This is a genomic window from Acinetobacter sp. YT-02, from assembly GCF_002412355.1.
Classification (GTDB): Bacteria; Pseudomonadota; Gammaproteobacteria; order Pseudomonadales; family Moraxellaceae; genus Acinetobacter; species Acinetobacter towneri.
Window position 1 is genome coordinate 83924 of the sequence record NZ_NOZT01000004.1, and the last position, 18479, is coordinate 102402.

Genomic DNA, 18479 nt, shown 5'->3' on the forward strand with positions numbered 1-18479 from the left:
TTAAGGAATTAAACTTCCGTTTCTTTTTTTGCATTCATCCAACGATACAACACTGGTAATAGCACCAAGGTCAATAACGTCGAAGAAATAATTCCACCAATCACCACGGTCGCCAGTGGACGTTGAACCTCTGCCCCTGTGCCTGTGGCAAGCGCCATGGGAACAAAACCTAAGGACGCCACACAAGCGGTCATTAAAACAGGCCTTAATCGCAAAATCGCTCCCTGCCAAACGGCTTCATGCAGGCGATATTGCCCTCTTAGCTCTTTAATAAAGGTCAGCATGACCAAACCATTTAAGACGGCAACGCCAGACAAGGCAATGAAACCAATACCCGCCGACATTGACAAGGGAATGTCTCTTAACCACAAGAAAAGCACTCCGCCAGTTAGAGCAAATGGAACACCCGTGAACACCAACAAGCTTTCTTTGATGTTATGGAAAACGGCCATCAGCAAAATAAAGATTGTCAGTAACGCCAGTGGAATCACAATCTGCATTCGAGCCTGCGCCGAGGCCAGATTTTCAAACTGACCACCATATTCAATCCAGTAACCACTTGGTAGAGGATACTGCTTAAGCTGACTTTGTACTTCTGTGACAAAAGAGCCCAAATCACGCCCTTCCACATTCGCCGTGACAATCACACGCCGTTTGCCGTTTTCACGGCTGACTTGGTTGATGCCATCCATCATTTTTACAGTGGCAATATCGGTAAGTAAAATACTGCCACCATTTGGAAGCTGTATTGGCAGTTGCGCAATCCCACTGAGACTACGATCTTGCTCACTGAGCCGAATCACAAAGTCAAAACGGCGGTCACCCTGTAAAATTTCACCGACATTTTGTCCGCCAATGCTTGCTGACACATAGTCTTGTATAGTTTTGACACTTAAGCCATATTGAGCTGCTAAACTTTTATCAATTTCCACATTGAGCAAAGGTAAACCCGACGTTTGTTCAACTTTAACGGCGGTACTGCCTGAAACCTGTTGAATCAATTTACTGATTTTTTCAGCTTCCGCATTTAATACTTGCATGTCATCGCCAAAGATTTTGACACCGACATCACTACGTACACCCGATATTAACTCATTGAAACGCAGTTCAATTGGCTGAGAAAACTCACTGTTGTTACCGGGCAATGTCGCTAAATACGCCTGCATACGGCTACGCAGTTCATCCAATGTTTCTTTCGGGTTTGGCCATGCATCACGGGGTTTTAACATGATATAACCATCTGAAATATTTGGAGGCATTACATCGGTCGCCACTTCAGCCGTGCCTGTTCGCGCAAAAATAGCGTGTATTTCAGGGAATTTTTTCAGAAGTAGCTTTTCCGTATTTTCCTGAATACGAAGTGATTCTTCTAAGCCTGTGCTTGGAGAGCGCAGTTGCTGTACAGCAAAGTCACCTTCACTCAGTTGCGGTGCAAACTCACTGCCGATACGTGTTGCAAGTAATCCTGTCAACATCAACAAGCACAGTGCAAAGGTTAAAACCACTGCTTTATACTGATAGGCATAGTCCAATACCTGCTGATAACGATTTTTTAGCCACAGCATCCAACGGCTTTCAGTTTCTTTGATGTCACCTTTAACAAAAAGTGCGACAGCCGCAGGTACAAAGCTGATCGACAAAATAATGGCTGCAACAAGCGCAAGTACAACCGTCAAAGCCATTGGGTGGAACATTTTTGCTTCTACACCAGTCAGTGCAAAAATTGGGAAGTACACCACTAAAATAATCAGTTGACCAAAAATGAGCGGGCGACGGGCTTGGCGCGCTGCCAAAAACACTTCTTTAAAACGTTCCGACTGAGTCAACGGTCGTTTGAGTAACTGCTGCGCATGGGCTAAACGGCGAATACAGTTTTCAACAATTACCACTGCGCCATCGACAATAATACCGAAATCCAATGCACCCAAACTCATTAGGTTGGCACTGATGTTCTGCTGTGCCATACCCTTTAAAGTAAACAGCATAGACAGTGGAATCACACAGGCTGTAATTAACGCCGCACGAATATTACCTAAGAATAAAAAGAGGATCACAATCACCAAGATTGCGCCTTCAACCAAGTTCTTTTGCACTGTTTTAATGGCTTTTTCTACCAACGTGGTGCGGTCATAAACTGTTTCGATTCTAACGCCTTGCGGTAAACTACTTTGCACCTCCTGAATTTTGGCATCTACAGCTTTAGACACCGTTCGACTATTTTCTCCCATCATCATCATAGCGATGCCGAGTACAGTTTCTTCGCCGTTATAGGTTGCGCCTCCTGTTCTGAGGTCATGATCAATTGAAACCTGCGCAATATCTGCGACACGAATAGGGTTCCCTTTTGGGCTGGCAACCGCTGTATTTTCAATGTCTGCAAGACTGTTGAGTGTCCCTGGAACACGCACTGTGAGTTGCTGACCATTTTCCTCAATAAAACCTGCCCCACGGTTTTCATTATTTTCCTGTAAAGCGGTTTGCAGTTGGCTCAAGGAAATATTCAACTGCTGCATACGGTTAAAGTCGGGAGCAACCACATAGGTTTTGTTAAACCCGCCAATACTGTTGACCTCTGCAACTCCCGCAACACGTTGCAGTTGTGGGCGAACAATCCAATCTTGGATCTCCCGCAAGTCCATCGCGCTATAAGCTATACCATCCGCTTTTTTAGCATTCGGTTCGGCTTTAATCACCCACTGATAAATTTCACCCAAACCCGTTGAAACTGGTGACATGGTTGGGGAAACATCGCTAGGTAAGTCCGCTTTGACCTCTTGCACCCGCTGATTAATCTGCTGACGTGCCCAATAGATGTCTGTACCATCCTCAAATACAATAGTGACTTGGGACAAACCATAACGTGAAATCGAGCGAGTCAACTGTAAATCTGGAATACCCGCCATTGCAGTTTCAATTGGATAGGTAATCCGCTGCTCAACCTCTAGTGCTGTAAAACCATTGGCTTGGGTATTAATTTGTACTTGCGTATTGGTAATATCAGGCACTGCATCGATCGGCAGTTTTTGATAGCTATAAACTCCGACCGCAATCCATGTACAGACAAAGAGCATGACCCAAATTGCATTTTGAATAGAGAACTGAATAATTCGTTCAAACAAACCCTCAGGCTTGGGTAAATCATGATTAGTGTGCATGATCAGCCTCGCCTTTTTCTAGTTCAGACTTAAGCACAAAGCTGCCTTGACTGACATAGCGTTGTCCTGCTGTTAGGCCTGAAATCACTTCCACCCATTGAGCGTCGTTTGAAGCTTGTCCAAGTTGAACGGGCTGCGCTTTCAAATGCACTTGTCCTTTTTGTTCCGCGTCGACTACAAATACCGAAGTTTGACCTTCAATGTTTTGAATAGCACTTTTATGGACGCGAAGTGCTGTTTTGGAACTGGTATTGTCTAAAAAGATATTCACCAAAACATTTGGACGTAGTTCAGCCGCTTGGCTGTTTAATTTAGCACGTACCACCAAACGTCCTGTTTGTGCATCGGCTTGAGAATTTAAGCTTTGGATGACGGCTTCATATTTTTGATCAGAAGCATTCGGCTTAAATGTCAGACTCTGATTGGCTTGTAACTGACCTGAGTACTGAGCAGGCAGATTAAACTCAAGCCATAACTCTTTAAATTGTTCAATCACAAAAAGCTGATCGGCCAATTGTACGTTTTCACCCACTACGATATCTTTTTGGCTAATCACACCTGAAATGGGTGCTTTAATGACAAAACGACCATTTACCCCACCTGTTGCACCTAGGGCGTTTAAGCGGCTTTGCACCGATTGCACAGTAATCTGCGCTTGTCGGTAAGCATTTTCTGCCCGTTGATAATCTTGCTTGGCAGAAATGCCCTGTGACCATAACTGCTGTTCACGTTGATAATCTTGACGTGCTAAATCCAAACTGGCTTGAGCCATCCGCAAATTGGCTTGTAGATCGATCAGCTCGGGTACAGACAGCACAGCCAAAATTTGTCCTTTTTGTACGTTTTGACCCAGTTCAACATTCACCTGTTCCACATGCCCACCAAAGTTTGGCGAAATATGAGCTTGCTGATCGGTATTAACCACAAGCTTTCCGGGTAGAACGGTGACTTGAGATACCACGCCTTGTTGAGCTGAAGCGATTTGAATGCCTTGCTCTGTTAGTTGCTGCGCTGTCAGTTGAATTTCACCTTCCTCGGCATGTCCTTTTTCTGCCTCGGGCTCATCCGTAGGTTCAGATTCTTCATGTTCGGCATGCGCATGTTCATCGGTGGTTTTATCTTTGGAGCTAAACCAGATCCCAACAGCGATGAGGAATGTAATAAGGAGCAAAAGCCCAATCATCAATGGCTGTGATATTTTTCCAAATTGGTTTTTTAGTTGCATATTATTGTGCTCCGCCAAGGATGAGGTCTTGTATTTGTGCGATCGAATTTTTACTGATTTGGCTAAAAGCATCTGAACTACTGATCTGTTCATAGCTGGTACCGAGGCTGAGTGCTTCTGCGCTCAATGCGGTCTGCCAAGCTTGACGTAATAACTGCAACTGCCCAAGGCGTATGCTTTGCAGTTGTGAGTTGGCTTGTTGAATGTCGGTAATGGACAACTTTCCCGCTTTAAAACCTTGCAGTGTGCGGACTTGCACTTGTTCTGCCAAAGTGGTTTGTTGACTGATCGCACTGAACTGCAGTTTTAGTCCTTTAAGCTCATGCATGGCATTGGCGATATCTAAAATCTGCTGTTTTAACTCGCGCTGTTGCTGCTGATTTAACAAGCTTTGCTGGCGCTGGGCCATCGGAATGCTGTATTGCTGGCGGTTAAAAATATTCAGCGGAATATCCACACCGACACCTAATGTGGTATCGCTACTTTCATTCGGTGCTTGGCTTCGTTTCATGCCGACATTTAAGGTCGGATTAGGACGCGCCTGCACTTTTAAACTTTCAATATTTAAATTGGATTGTTGAATGTTCAGTGCATACAGCTTTTCCAACCAACCTTCAGCAATATAGCGCTGTACTGTGGCATCACTTTGATCTGGCCATGGCATGGTGGTCGCATTGAGTTGAATATCGGCTTTGGTTTCGCCCCATAGGTTTGAGAGTTGACGCTGTGCTACTTGTTCTGCCAATACCGCTTGTTGGTATAAGCGCTGCATATCCAAACTTTCGATTTGCGCACGTTCATAGTCAACCAAAGAAATACTGCCCGCCTGATAACGTTTTTTGGCACTGTCTAAATTGTTTTGACTCACTTTGAGTTGTGCTGCGTACAGCGATTTTTCAACTTGTGCCAAAGCCAATTGAGACCATGCAAATTTCACCACCAATTGGCTTTGTGCTGTCCACAGTTGTTGCTGTAACTGCACTTGTTGGTGCGCTGTTTCTGCGAGTTTTTGATTGAGCTTACGCTGTCCAAACACATCTAAGGGCTGACTGATGGCAATACTGAGCTCTTGATCGGTATTTGAACCAAAACCATCTTGATTGATATTTAAGTTAGGATTTTGCCATAGGCCACTGTTTTTGATGTTCAGCTCTGAAATGCTTTGACGCTGTTGCCCAATTTCACTTTGGTTTTGATAGCGCTCTACTTTTGCTAAAGCTTCATCCAAAGTCTTGATCGGTTCGGCAAAACTCCATTGCATCGCGGCTGTTGTTATGCCCACAGCAAGAGCTTGGCGTATAAACGCCTTAAATTGATTCGACATGCTTTTTCCCACTAATTTTTAGAAGAAGTGGTGGGAAATGTTTTAGGCTACCCCACCATTAGCGGGGAAAGTTCAGGAGGAGGATGTTGCCCCAATAAATCAGGGGCTTGATAGGCATTGTGCCAAAAAAACTGCGGACACTCACGAAGTTCAAAAGCGAGTGGCAGTTGATAGTTTTTTTCTTTCGGAATAATCAAATGTGCCATTGTGGGTAAATGATCTTGATGGTCTTCACCCAATTGAAACTGATCATTTGCCGTTTGAGTATGGTCATTAATACTGATTTGTTGGTGTGCCTTATCATCAGACACACACAAGGTGGTTTGATGGTGGCCAAAATGAAAACTTTGTTGAGTCACGACTTGAGCTTTTTGTTCTTCATGGACGCAAAAAGCTGCCGCCACGTTCCATAGACTTTGGAACATGAATAAAGCAACTAAGACGCTAATCCACGTGGTAGAACGCATAATGTCGTACTGAAATAAAGTGACGCTATTGTAAAGCCTAGACTAAGTCTAAGGTCAAGTCTTTTTAATGACTATGTTCGTGTTGGTGTGGATGGCATTCATCTTCTTCAATCTGTAAAGTCACTTGCGTAATTCCATGCTCATGCCCCAATAACTCTACAGCTTGGTGGTATAAAGCTCTTTGATCTACATCTGGTGCAATCAAATGCGCTGTTAAATGCACATTTTTAGAAGTAATCGCCCAAACTTTAAGCTGATGAATGCCTTGTACACCCTCTAAAGCCAGCAAGTCATTACGTAAAGATTCAATATCAATTTCACTTGGCACACCTTCGAGCAAAATATTGATACTTTGTTTCAGAAGCACCCAAGTTCGAGGTAAGACCCAAAAGCCAATCAACACAGCTATAATGGTATCTACCCACATCCAACCTGTGAAATAAATCACCAGTGCGCCAATGATCACACCCACAGAGCCTAAGGCATCACTGAGCACCTCAAGATAAGCCCCTTTCACATTTAAGCTGTCTTGGCTGCTCGACACCAAAATTTTCATTGAAATCAGATTGATGATTAAACCCAAAGCCGCAACGATCAGCATGCCCAAGCTTTGAATTTCAGGTGGTTGGCTAAAGCGCTGATAAGCTTCATATAAAATGTAAATTGCCACTATAAACAACATCATGGCATTGAACAATGCTGCCAAGATTTCAAACCGTTGATAACCAAAAGTACGTTTATCATCGGCAGGTTTTTGACCAATTTTAATAGCTGCTAAAGCAATGGCTAAAGCAGCGGCATCAGTAAACATGTGCGCCGCATCGGACAGTAAGGCCAAACTTTGTGTGATAAATCCTGCAACCACTTCCACAATTAAGAAGGTAAACGTCAGGGCAAGTGCAATGGTTAATTTCTTGGCATTTTTTGCAGTCACTTCAACATGACTGTGATCATGGTTATGAGAACCACTCATGTAGTGCTCCTTATCATTTTATTTAACGGAATGCTTCAGCATTGAAATCGAAGCTTTTTTTAATTTAAAAATTACTCGATTCAGCATACTCGGTTAAAACGATAAAATCATCTTTCATGTGAATACGTCTTTATGTGCGGCGTTTTTTTCCAGTTAAAAAGTTCATCGCCTGCGTATAGCCCTGTTGGTGTAATACGCTGTACCAGATCGATAATTTTGGCATCTGTTCGGCTTTGTTAAACAAAGATTTGATAACTATATGATTTTAAAATTTTTGATTATTTTTGATCCAAAATTAAATTTATTTAAATCAGATGCTTACATATTTAAGCAACAGAGCCTCGGCTAACTAATTTTTTTTTAGCTTGGTTAGTTATTTTGTCAACTTAATATTTCACAAAAAATTCACTATTAAATACATACTCTTTACTTGGAAGTAAAATGCTGAAATTTATGACTGAAAAAAATTAGCCAATGCTTTCAAGTTAGATTAAGTAAATTGTACCAAATATAAATTTATATAGGTGTATTCTTCAATGGCTATAGAGTTTGTTTCAAAATCAAAACTACCGACTGCATTTGGTGATTTTGAAATTATAGCGTTTCAAGACCAAAGTACTGGTGAAGAACATATCGCTCTTGCCAAAGGCATGGGTACTATTTCTAATCAACCTGTACTCGTTAGAATTCATTCAGAGTGCTTAACAGGTGACGCTTTTGGATCACTCAAATGTGATTGCGGCCCCCAATTACATTCAACCATGAAAATGATTAATGATGCAGGACAAGTGTGATCTTATACTTGCGCCAAGAAGGTCGCGGCATAGGACTAACCAATAAAATTCGAGCTTACGCCCTTCAAGACCAAGGACATGATACTCTTGACGCCAATTTATTATTAAATTTACCAGCAGATGCTCGTAAATATGATATGTGTACCATTATGCTAGATTATTTAAAAATAAAGAATGTAAAACTCATTACAAATAATCCCCTTAAAATTAAATCTTTAACTGATTTAGGAATTAATGTTGTTGAACGTATTCCTTTAAAAGTTGGTTTAAATATCTTTAACAAAGCTTATCTTGAAACGAAGCAAAAACGCATGTCACATCTATATGATAATAGTGATTTTTAAAAAGCGATCACTTTTAGAAAAAAATTCACGTATAAAGTTCCTTCTCCCTCTCGGGAGAAGACTAAGATAAAATACTGTTTTATATTTAATTATGTTTTTAAAGAATACGCAAATACCTATCAAAGAAGCTGGCTTATTATTTATTTTCTCTCAGGATTTGTGAAAAAACTGTGACTTTTTCTAAAGTTGCGTTCATTCCTTTATTAAAAAAAGTGTCTACGAGCGCTGAACCGATAACAATAAGATCTACTTTATTGGCTAAGGCTTTAACATGACTTTCATTTTTGATCCCAAAGCCAATTGCAACTGGGATATTAAAAATAGGCTTGATTTCAGCAATCTTTTTCTCAAGATTAGCCAAATTTAAGTCTCCTCCTGTTAAGCCATTTTCTGCAACATGATATAAAAATCCTGTCGCGCGTGCTGAAATTTGCTCTAACCTTTCAACTGGTGTCGTCGGCGCGGTCATTGCAATTAAATGCATATTTTTTTCATTTAACTGCACCTCAAATTTTTCTCGATATCCATATGAAGCATCTAAAATCAATATTCCATCTATAAGATTTTCTGTTTCGGCGATAAGTTTCTCAAAACCATATTGTATCATCGGATTTAAATAAGTCATGAAAATTATTGGTGTCTGGTCATCATGCAGCCTGATTACTTTTACCAACTCAATGGTCTGTTTTACCGTTTGACCTGCACCTAAAGCCCTAAGATGCGCTGCTTGAATGATTTCCCCATCTGCCACTGGATCAGAAAATGGAATGCCAACTTCAATAATGTCAGCCCCAGCTTGACCTAATTGGCTCAACAGACGACAACTTTCTGCGAAATTAGGATCTCCAGCAGTAAAATAACAGACCAGACCACTTCGATTTTCCAGTTTCAATTGCTCTAATTTTTGATCTAGACGGTTCATGCTGTAGCTCCTGCAAGATATTTTTTGACCGTGTTTAAGTCTTTGTCACCTCTGCCACTTAAATTGACAATAATGATCTGTTCTGGCTGCATTTCTTGAGCAAGTTGAATCGCATACGCAATTGCATGAGAACTCTCAAGCGCAGGAATAATACCCTCCTGTTGGCTTAAAAGCTGAAATGCATTTACGGCTTCTTGATCGGTTATAGCCGTATATGTCACACGTCCTGTTTCAAACAGAATGCCATGCTCAGGACCAATACCTGGATAATCTAAGCCGGCTGATATAGAGTGCCCCTCTAAAATCTGCCCATCTAAATCTTGTAATAAATAGGTTAAATTGCCATGTAGCACACCGACTTGACCTTTGCAAATAGAGGCGGCATGTTCACCAGTATGTGTTCCTTTTCCACCTGCCTCAACGCCAAACATTTTGACATTCAGGTCTTCTAGAAAGGGATGCATCAACCCTAATGCATTTGATCCACCACCAACGCAAGCAACCAAAGCATCCGGCAATTTATTTTCTTTGAGCAGTATTTGGTTTCTGGCTTCTAGACCAATAATTTTCTGAAATTCTCTGACCATCGTCGGATATGGATGAGGGCCTGCACCCGTACCCAACAGGTAATAGGTTGTATCCACATGATGAATCCAGTCACGTAATGCTTCGTTCATGGCATCTTTTAAAGTCGCACGACCCTTTTGAACACTTCTGACTTCAGCACCGAGTAATTTCATGCGCTCAACATTCATTTGTTGGCGCTGAATATCTGTTTCTCCCATAAAAATGGTACATTTCATCTTAAACAGCGCGCAAACCGTTGCTGTTGCAACACCATGTTGCCCAGCACCAGTTTCTGCAATGATTCTGGTTTTCCCCATAAATTTGGCTAATAAGATTTGGCCTACACAATTATTGATCTTATGCGCACCCGTATGGTTCAAATCTTCTCGCTTGAAATATATTCGAGCGCCGCCTGCATAAGCTGTTAGGTTTTTTGCATAAAAAAGAGGACTAGGACGACCAACAAAGTCCGTTAAAATCTGCTGATATTCAGCCCAAAATTCAGGTTTGTGCCGAACATTATTAAAGGCTTGCTCTAATTCTTGAAGTGCTGGCATTAAGCTCTCTGGCATGTAACATCCGCCAAATTTACCAAAAAATCCTAAGTCATTAGGACCATTACCTGTATAAGGGGTTGTCATCTCATATCTCTTTTACTATCAAAACTTGTTCGATCTTAAAATATTTTCATTTTGATGATAATTGATATATTTTGAGCTTATGGTGTTAGAAAATTTTACAACATGAAACGCAGAACATTACCTCCTCTTAATGCTTTAAAAGCTTTCGAAGCTGTCGCCAGAAATAAAAGTTTCAGCTTAGCTGCCGAAGAATTATGTGTCACCCATAGTGCGATTAGCCATCAAATAAAGCAGTTAGAAGAATGGTTGGATAAAAAATTGTTTATTCGACATTCCTCCACCATCTCTCTGACGGCGGATGCCGAAGAATTATCGCTCGTTTGTATGCAGCTTTTTAATCGTTTAGAACAATGCGTCTTTGAGTTAACAAATAAAACTTCAGAAGTAGAAGTTGTCATAGGCGCTTCTCATAGTTTTATGGCAAATTGGCTGATTCCTCGATTAGAAAAGCTCGAAGTCATTTATCCCAATATCCATATCAAATTAATGACATGTAATGACTTAAAATTGTTAGAAAAAGAGAAGGTTGACATATTGATCAATAGCGTCAGTGAGCATCATCTACTTCCCAACTTTTTGAATAAATATCTGTTATTTCCCGATAACATGGGTCCTATTTGTAATCGTGAAATAAATCTTCTTCATTCCGTAAATGATCTTTTAAACTATCCATTACTTCATACCCACTCAAATAAAAGTGCATGGCATACATGGTTTGATCAGTTTCAAATAAGCTTTTGCCCAAAATCCAATGACCGTTATTTTGATAGTCTGAATTTAATGATAGAAGCTGCCGTGTCTGGGTTAGGAATTGCCATAGCACCTCAAATTCTAGTAGAAAAAGAAATGTTAAATGGAAAGATCATTGCCCCTTTTGGTTTTATCTATTGTGACTATAATTTTTATGCAATGGTCAGAAAAAATAATGAAAATCGTGATGTTATGAATATTATTAATTGGTTAATGGCCGAAGAAAAAAGTTAAACATTTAATCTTTGATTTGAAAAATTCTATTCAATTGCTCATCTATAACGTCTATTTCACATTCTATTCACGCTGTGCTGCCTAAGGTATAAACATACACTTCATACGGACACTGATGATGAGACTTGTAAAAACACTAATTGCTACAGCCTTATCCTTGCCGCTTCTGTTGTTAGCCGGATGTAAAAGTATTCCCAGTTATTCAGCCGATTACGCCCAATCCAGAAATGGTATTCAGGGGATAGCGCTGGATCAGGCTAAAGCTCAGGATATCGGCCTCCGCTTTACCTCAGCCTTTAATACCTTGGGCACACCTGAATTCGTTGAAAATGCTGGAGCACTGTATGCCGACCAGCTGTTTATTAACGATACGCTATCGCAATTTTCATCCCGTCAAAATCTACTCGAGCACTTTCAAGGCATGAACAAACGGGTCAGCAAGGTCAGCGTCAAGCTGTTAAACGCTTCTTATCATCAGGACTCTGCCTATGTGCACTGGCATATGGCCTATGATTTTAAATTGTTCGGCACGACCCGCAGTATGGACTCTTACGGTATCAGTGAAATCAAGATCAACGAAAACAACAAGATTATTTTCCAGCAGGATTTCTGGGACCCTGCGAATGGCCTGTACCGTTCCCTGCCTTATGTTGGAGGGGTCTACTCATGGCTACTGCCTTTCAAAAAATAGCGATTAGTACAGCGTTAGTGATGGGATGTAGCTTCTGTCCATGGGCACAGGCACAAAGCCTGAATCAATGCGGCAATGGTCCGCTGATGGTGGGTCAAAAACAGGTCGGTATGGCCAGTTATTTTGCCCAAAACTGTAGCCAGTCCTGGGAAAAACAAAATATACAGATGGACTTTTCCTATACACAGAATATTCCGGAATGGGCATTTAAGCGTGCGGCCACACATTTACTGAAACGTAATGTTAAAGACGCAAAAATACATGCTCTATTCAACCCAATCACCGATTTGTATCGTCCGGTCAGATCAGGCGACCTCTACCGTTTAAAATACAACCATGCTACACAGACCCTGAGCTTATCTTTGAACCAGCAAAGTTTAGGGCAGCTTAAACATCCTCTGGCACAACAATATTTTAATATATGGCTGGGTCCCCAGCCATTTAGTGCTAAATTAAAACAGCAATTATTAAATTAGTATCTGCCGCTATGTCGAAACATTTTATCCTGATGGTTGAAGACCATTATGAACTGGCCTCTACCCTATGCGAGTTTCTGGAAGAACATGGCTTTGTGGTCGATCATGCCCGCAATCTGAGTGCTGCTAGACAATTACTGAAACAGCAACGCTACCATATCTTGCTACTAGACATTAATTTGCCTGATGGTTCTGGTTATGAATTGTGCGAGTGGTTACGCAATGAAGAGGGGTTGGACTTACCTGTCTTGATGCTTACCGCTCGGGATACCTTGGATGACAAACTCAAAGGCTTTAATTCTGGCACGGATGATTATCTGGTCAAGCCCTTTGACTTTAACGAGCTGGTGGTTAGGGTCAAGGCCCTGATCAAACGCTCACTGGGTGAAGTATCTAGCAGTCGCCTGCAAATTCATGACCTAATTTTGGACCCGGCAACACAGCAGCTAACTCGAGCTGGGCAGAACATTGAATTGCCTCCGATTCAGTTTAAACTTTTGAAGCTATTGATGCGTCATTCTCCTAAAGTACTGACCAAACAGGAAATTATGATGCAGCTTTGGGGTGACGAAGAGCCAGAAAGTGATGCTCTGCGCAGTCATATCTATAATTTACGCAAAATGGTCGATAAACCCTTTGAACAAAAGCTGATTCACACCATATCTGGGATTGGTTTAAAGATTGCTTTCGAAGATGAAGCCTAATTTAGGTACACAACGACAATAAGTCCAGTGGTGATTGTTAGATGAACATTCTGATGAGTGTCAAGATAATATTGCCTGTCAAACAGCTCCACACGCCAACCTAGCTGTTTGCATAACTTTTGCACCAATTGCAATCCAATACCATGCCCTTTGATTTCCAGTTGTAGCTGCTGACCAGACAGTTCCTGAACTTTAGAATTGTTAGGTAAAGGCATGCCAACCCCATTGTCAGCAATCAGCACTTTATTTTTTTCCAGAATCACATCAATTTCTGTGCCCTGTGAATAGTTCAGCGCATTACGCAGAATATTGCCAAACACCATTTTGGTCATCGACGGGTAAAGTTTACGTCGCTGTTCTTCTAGATCTTTTTGAAAATTTATCCGCATTCCTTTGTTATAGCTAACACTATCCAGATCCTGAACTAAATTTTCCAGACATTCAGAAAGCATAGTCAGTTCAGTAGTTAAAGTATCGGTAGTGTTGCGTGCGATAGCCAGTAGTGTGTCCACTAATAGTTGCATGTCTTCAATGGTGTTGTTCAAGCGAGTAAATGATTTGTTGTCGCCATAGCGTGCCTGACACAGCTGCACATTGCCTTTTAGAATGGTCAGTGGCGTGCGTAGTTCATGGCTGACATCCCCGGTAAATTCACGCTCACGCTGAATAAACTCGCTTAATACCTGATGATATTTTTCCAGTGCCTGCTTGAGGTATTCAGCTTCCAGATTAGAGTCGGTGCGGATGTCCTGAAACGGGGAAGCCTGATTTTTCTGATGTTCCCAGTCGATATATTCCAGCGCATTGGCCAGACGGGTAATCGGGGAAAAATAGCGCCGGGCCCGACGGTTCCACCACCACAGCACACTATATAGCACAAACAGGCTGACCATCAGTGGTGCCAGACCAAACAACCAGACCAGTTTATTGACATTGCTTTCGCCAAAAACCAACAGCACATGCTGCCCGTCTTTTTCACCATAAACGGTCATGCGTTCCTTGCCATCGACAAAATGCCGATTCACCCCTTGCTCAAGCTGCATAGTCTTAAATTGGGGAGGTGGCACAGTGTTCCAGCGGTAACCATACAGATTTTTGGTGTCGGGCAATTCTGCGGCAGGATTACGTTCTAATCGTTGCCAGTAGTGTGACATTTCCTGTTCTAGCGCTGTTCTGAGCAAAGACCCTTTAATCACCCAAGCACTGAAGCCAATCCCAATCACCACGGACAGGGCAATGAATCCGATTTGCAGCCAGTAGTATCGGTTAAACACCTCACCCAGAGGATGATCACGTTTATCCCTAAACAGCTTTAACATTGATGCATTCCCCGCTGGCCCATCCCATTGTTCAGTTATACGGCTTTCTTCTTCAACAGAAAGTGTCCAATCACCCACTCGCGTCCATGGTCATAACCAAATAGCTCGGCACAGGCCATAAAGAAAATCCGCCAGCGCTGCCACCAGATTGCGGCATCCGCGCCATAAGTTTGTTCAAATAAGGGCTTTAGCTCGGCCTGTTTAGCATCCATATTTTCTAGCCAAGCATTTGCGGTACGTTCATACTGCGTACCCGCCCATTGCCAGTGCTGTTCTAGCTGTAAATGCTGCAGAAAATGTAGGAAAGTTGAGGCTGCTGGCATCAAACCACCACTAAAGAAATATTGCGACATCCAGTCAAACTCATTTTTGACTTCAAACGGGTAATGCAAGAAACGATGACAGAAAATATGACACCACAATAAGCCATCTGGTTTGAGCCAAATACTGATATTTTCAAATAGTTTTTGATAGTTACGCACGTGCTCAAACATCTCCACTGACACCACACGGTCAAAAGAGGCAGGTTCAAGTTGCAACACATTGACATCACAAGTGATCACATTAAGGTTATCCAGTTTTTTTAAACGGGCTTGTTCCTGAATATACTCGCGCTGCGTTGAAGAATTTGACACGACTGTAATACGGGCCGTTGGATAATGCTCGGCCATATATAGACTTAAAGACCCCCAACCGCATCCAATTTCCAAAATATCCTGCCCGTCTTTCAGTTGTGCTCGCTGGCAATAGCATGCAAGGGCAGCTTCTTCGGCTTGGTCTAGCGTCATATCGGCATGTTTAAATAGACTAGCGCTATATTTCAAACGCTTACCGAGTACTGCCTGAAAAAATGCGGTCGGCAGTTCATAATGCTGCTCATTGGCTTTGTCTGTCTCAATAGCAATTTCGCTGTTTTTCAGCATGGTCAGCACATCCATATAGCGCTGCGCTGCCAATGCGGGGTTAAACCGACCTTCTTGTGCCAAACGTTTTTTGCTTAAAGTACGAATGCCTGCACGAATCACTGGGTCTGGCACCTTGCCATTTTCGATCAGTTCTAAGGTTTTTTGAATCATAAAGTCCATGTATTTACCTACTCTTTGGGTGGCCACGGAATAAACATTGAAGTTCGTCGTTGATAGTCTTTATAGTTGTCGCCACGGTGGGCGAGCGCCTGTTTTTCACTAAATGGAATACCTGTAAAGTAGTACAAGAATAGCCACATCAGCAGTGGATATATCCATAATTCATAGCATCCTGCTGCCAAACCGAGCACTGGATAGGCAAACCAATGCAGCCATTCAAAAAAATAATTCGGATGGCGCGAATATTTCCACAAGCCCTGATCCATGGTTTTACCTTGATTCTGTGGATCTAGCTTAAAACGGTAAAGTTGCTGATCGGCAGTGCTTTCACCTATCAAAGCAGATAGCATGATCATGCCCGCCACAATCACAGTGACCAAAGTCCAGTCATTCCATTGCTCGGTCGAGATACTTAACAACTTCAGCATTGGGTAAGAAAACAGTAGCGCCAAACCTGCCTGAAATATAAAAAACACCAGAAAACCAAGATGCTGATAGTCCCCCATCGCGCGGCGCATGTTGGCATAACGCGTGTCTTCTTGGGTTTCATTGGCATAGCGCCGTAACAGATGCCACGTCAGCCGTGAAAACCAGATCCCACTCGCCAGTCCCAGAAATAACCGAACCAACAGTGGTGCACTGTGAATCGCCCAAGCGGCAATAATCACGTTTAGGGCAATACTGAAACTCCAAGCGACATCGACTAGCCCTGCTCTGCGGTTATAGGTCACCAATACCCAGCTACAGAGCATGATGAAGACATTGAGCAAAATTAAATCTAGCAGCATGTCGCCCTCCTGTTTTATTTCTGCTTAGTAAGCACTGGCTTCAAACAGCAAATGAACATCGCTGATCACACCTTCGCGGAAGCCACCTTCGCAATAACACAGATAAAAATCCCACATGCGGATAAAGCGCTCATCAAAACCAAGTTGCAGCACCTGATCACGTTGCTCCAGAAAACGCTGACGCCAGCAGTGCAAGGTCTGGGCATAGCTTTGACCAATATCTTCCAGATGTTTGAGACGAAGTTTTTGCTCAGAAGCCGTTTGCGTCATCACACTGATACATGGAATAAAACTACCAGGGAAAATATAACGCTTGATGTAATCCACCGTATTTAAAGCTTTAACATAGCGTGCATCTTCAATGGTAATCGCCTGTATCAACGCTAGACCATTCGGCTTAAGGAGCTCGCGGCATTTTTGGAAATAAGTTGGTAAATATTGCTCACCCACTGCTTCAATCATTTCAATCGACACAAGCTTGTCGTATTTGCCCTCGAGTAAACGGTAGTCCTGAAGCTGTACAGATACCCGATGAGACAGCCCTGCTTCAGCAACTCGGGCGCGTGCTTCATCGTACTGAGCTTTGGAAATGGTAATGGTGGTCACCTTACAGCCATAATGCTGAGCCGCATAAATGGCAAAGCCTCCCCAGCCGCTGCCAATTTCAACCAAATGGTCCATCGGTTGCAATTGAAGTTTTTGGCAGATCAGTTCTTTTTTATAATCTGAAGCTTGTTCCAAGCTCATACAGGGTTCTTTAAACACCGCACTGGAATACATCATGCTGGAATCTAAGAACAATTTAAAAAAATCATTGCTCAAGTCATAATGCTCAGCAATATTCTGACGACTACCATCAATCGAATTCTTGCGGGATCTATACCAAGCCTTGAGTACCAACTGGCTAGCTTTTGCCACTACGTTTTGATTCATCCGATCAAGCACATCACGATTACGTGCTAGAATACGAATTACGTTAACCAGATCTTCACTGCTCCAGTAACCACGAATAAATCCTTCTGCTGCCCCCAGTACACCATTACGGAACAGCAAATCGATAAGGCGTTCGTCATGAACTTGAATTACAGCATGTAAGTCACTGTAGTTTTCCCCGACCAGACCATTCCAGATACCTTTAAATATTAACTGACCATGACGCAATTTCAGCAAATGCCGTAATACCACTGGCAGTTCGGTGTGCTCTCCCATTAACAGTGTTTTCATAGTCATATCTTTCCTTTTTCTTTTTTAGGATGGCGGTAAAACGGAATTTTCTTTTTCCATAAACGAAAGGCATGCAGATAAATTCCGCTGACCATCCTGAAGGGTTCAAGAACTTTCAGTACAGCATAGCGATGCTGCTGTGAAGGAACTGTGATGGCCTCTAGGGAAAATTTCAGGGTGGCATCGAATTGCAGCACGGCCTGCTCAAACAGCTGCATATAAATCACGTTCTGCCGATCCGAAAAACTGAAGCGCCAGCGATAATCCAGCCCCATCGGCATGAACGGCGACACATGAAAGGCCTTTTTAAAGTCAAACTGGTGACTCTGGTACGGCGCATATTCGTCTGCATTGTTCCGGCAGTCGTGAATGTAGACCTGTCGTTCATTCCACGGTGTGTTGGTGATTTCACTCAACACAAAGAGCAACTGGTCGGTGGCACCAAAGACCAGATAAAATACTACGGAATTGAAACGGAAACCCAGTGTGCGCGGTAAAGCCAGCACCCGGATAGACGCGGCATGCGGAAGCAGGTAGTTTTCCCGCTTGATCAGCAGGCGTGCAATCTTCTGCCGAATCGAGCCACATTCCATAGTCAGAAAATCTCGCTCATCTAGGGTCAGGAAATTCCAGCGTTTAGATGACCACAGCCAGGATTTTCGGGTAAACGTCGCGAGTTGATCTGGATCAAACCATAGATAGCTCAGCTGGGTTTTAAAAGCATGGGCTTGGGGCAAATAACGTCGATGCCGGATTTCAGCAGTGGCGATCGCAAGTGGATACATCTGCATCATGC

16 protein-coding genes and 1 pseudogene are annotated in these 18479 nt (G+C 42.5%); 5 read left to right on the forward strand and 12 right to left on the reverse strand.

Features of this window, described 5'->3' with window-relative positions; genetic code table 11:
• Positions 1-8: 8 nt before the first annotated feature.
• The 5 genes from CF596_RS03190 to CF596_RS03210 form a co-directional block, all read right to left on the reverse strand.
• On the reverse strand, positions 9-3155 hold the full coding sequence (locus CF596_RS03190) for a CusA/CzcA family heavy metal efflux RND transporter (protein ID WP_096901208.1): 3147 nt from the start codon (positions 3153-3155) through the stop codon (positions 9-11).
• On the reverse strand, positions 3145-4380 hold the full coding sequence (locus tag CF596_RS03195) for an efflux RND transporter periplasmic adaptor subunit (protein ID WP_096901209.1): 1236 nt from the start codon (positions 4378-4380) through the stop codon (positions 3145-3147). The genes CF596_RS03190 and CF596_RS03195 overlap by 11 nt, the downstream gene beginning before the upstream one ends.
• Before the next feature lies 1 nt (position 4381).
• Entirely contained in the window at positions 4382-5704 is a 1323-nt protein-coding gene (locus CF596_RS03200; RefSeq protein ID WP_096901210.1) for a TolC family protein, read from the reverse strand.
• A 47-nt stretch (positions 5705-5751) separates the two neighbouring features.
• Entirely contained in the window at positions 5752-6171 is a 420-nt protein-coding gene (locus tag CF596_RS03205) for a cation efflux protein, CzcI-like (RefSeq protein ID WP_096901211.1), read from the reverse strand.
• Between the two features lie 64 nt (positions 6172-6235).
• Complete coding sequence (locus CF596_RS03210) at positions 6236-7144, reverse strand: cation diffusion facilitator family transporter (RefSeq protein WP_096901212.1); 909 nt, start codon at positions 7142-7144, stop codon at positions 6236-6238.
• A 536-nt stretch (positions 7145-7680) separates the two neighbouring features.
• Here CF596_RS03210 and ribA point away from each other — a divergent pair.
• Positions 7681-8282, forward strand: a pseudogene (gene ribA, locus CF596_RS03215) (GTP cyclohydrolase II).
• A 136-nt stretch (positions 8283-8418) separates the two neighbouring features.
• Here ribA and trpA read toward each other — a convergent pair.
• Both trpA and trpB read right to left on the reverse strand, forming a co-directional pair.
• On the reverse strand, positions 8419-9204 hold the full coding sequence (gene trpA, locus CF596_RS03220) for a tryptophan synthase subunit alpha (RefSeq protein WP_096901213.1): 786 nt from the start codon (positions 9202-9204) through the stop codon (positions 8419-8421).
• Positions 9201-10412: a tryptophan synthase subunit beta gene (gene trpB / locus CF596_RS03225; RefSeq protein ID WP_096901214.1), complete on the reverse strand. Its 1212-nt coding sequence runs from the start codon at positions 10410-10412 to the stop codon at positions 9201-9203. Before trpB ends, trpA begins: the two co-directional genes overlap by 4 nt.
• A gap of 102 nt (positions 10413-10514) precedes the next feature.
• Here trpB and CF596_RS03230 point away from each other — a divergent pair, with 102 nt between their 5' ends.
• From CF596_RS03230 to CF596_RS03245, 4 genes are all read left to right on the forward strand, one after another.
• The gene (locus CF596_RS03230; protein ID WP_096901215.1) at positions 10515-11396 is read left to right on the forward strand and encodes a LysR family transcriptional regulator; all 882 of its coding nucleotides are present in this window, start codon (positions 10515-10517) and stop codon (positions 11394-11396) included.
• Between the two features lie 118 nt (positions 11397-11514).
• Complete coding sequence (locus CF596_RS03235) at positions 11515-12087, forward strand: nuclear transport factor 2 family protein (protein ID WP_171065058.1); 573 nt, start codon at positions 11515-11517, stop codon at positions 12085-12087.
• A complete protein-coding gene (locus CF596_RS03240) occupies positions 12063-12563 on the forward strand; it encodes a chalcone isomerase family protein (RefSeq protein ID WP_005177287.1) in 501 nt (166 codons plus the stop codon). The genes CF596_RS03235 and CF596_RS03240 overlap by 25 nt, the downstream gene beginning before the upstream one ends.
• 11 nt (positions 12564-12574) lie before the next feature.
• Positions 12575-13267 carry a response regulator transcription factor gene (locus CF596_RS03245; RefSeq protein WP_005177281.1) on the forward strand — a complete coding sequence of 231 codons (693 nt, stop codon included), beginning with the start codon at positions 12575-12577 and terminating at the stop codon, positions 13265-13267.
• On the opposite strand, the gene CF596_RS03250 is transcribed toward CF596_RS03245, so the two are convergent.
• From CF596_RS03250 to CF596_RS03270, 5 genes are read right to left on the reverse strand one after another with little or no spacing between them, the layout of a single operon-like run.
• Positions 13264-14586 (reverse strand): HAMP domain-containing sensor histidine kinase, encoded by a 1323-nt coding sequence (locus CF596_RS03250; protein ID WP_096901226.1) that lies wholly within the window; start codon positions 14584-14586, stop codon positions 13264-13266. The genes CF596_RS03245 and CF596_RS03250 overlap by 4 nt on opposite strands.
• Before the next feature lie 35 nt (positions 14587-14621).
• Positions 14622-15671 (reverse strand): cyclopropane-fatty-acyl-phospholipid synthase family protein, encoded by a 1050-nt coding sequence (locus CF596_RS03255; RefSeq protein WP_096901216.1) that lies wholly within the window; start codon positions 15669-15671, stop codon positions 14622-14624.
• 8 nt (positions 15672-15679) lie between these two features.
• A complete protein-coding gene (locus CF596_RS03260; RefSeq protein ID WP_096901217.1) occupies positions 15680-16459 on the reverse strand; it encodes a DUF1295 domain-containing protein in 780 nt (259 codons plus the stop codon).
• Positions 16460-16483: 24 nt separating this feature from the next.
• Positions 16484-17689: a cyclopropane-fatty-acyl-phospholipid synthase family protein gene (locus tag CF596_RS03265; RefSeq protein WP_096901218.1), complete on the reverse strand. Its 1206-nt coding sequence runs from the start codon at positions 17687-17689 to the stop codon at positions 16484-16486.
• Complete coding sequence (locus tag CF596_RS03270) at positions 17686-18474, reverse strand: DUF1365 domain-containing protein (protein WP_096901219.1); 789 nt, start codon at positions 18472-18474, stop codon at positions 17686-17688. Before CF596_RS03270 ends, CF596_RS03265 begins: the two co-directional genes overlap by 4 nt.
• Positions 18475-18479 lie beyond the last annotated feature (5 nt).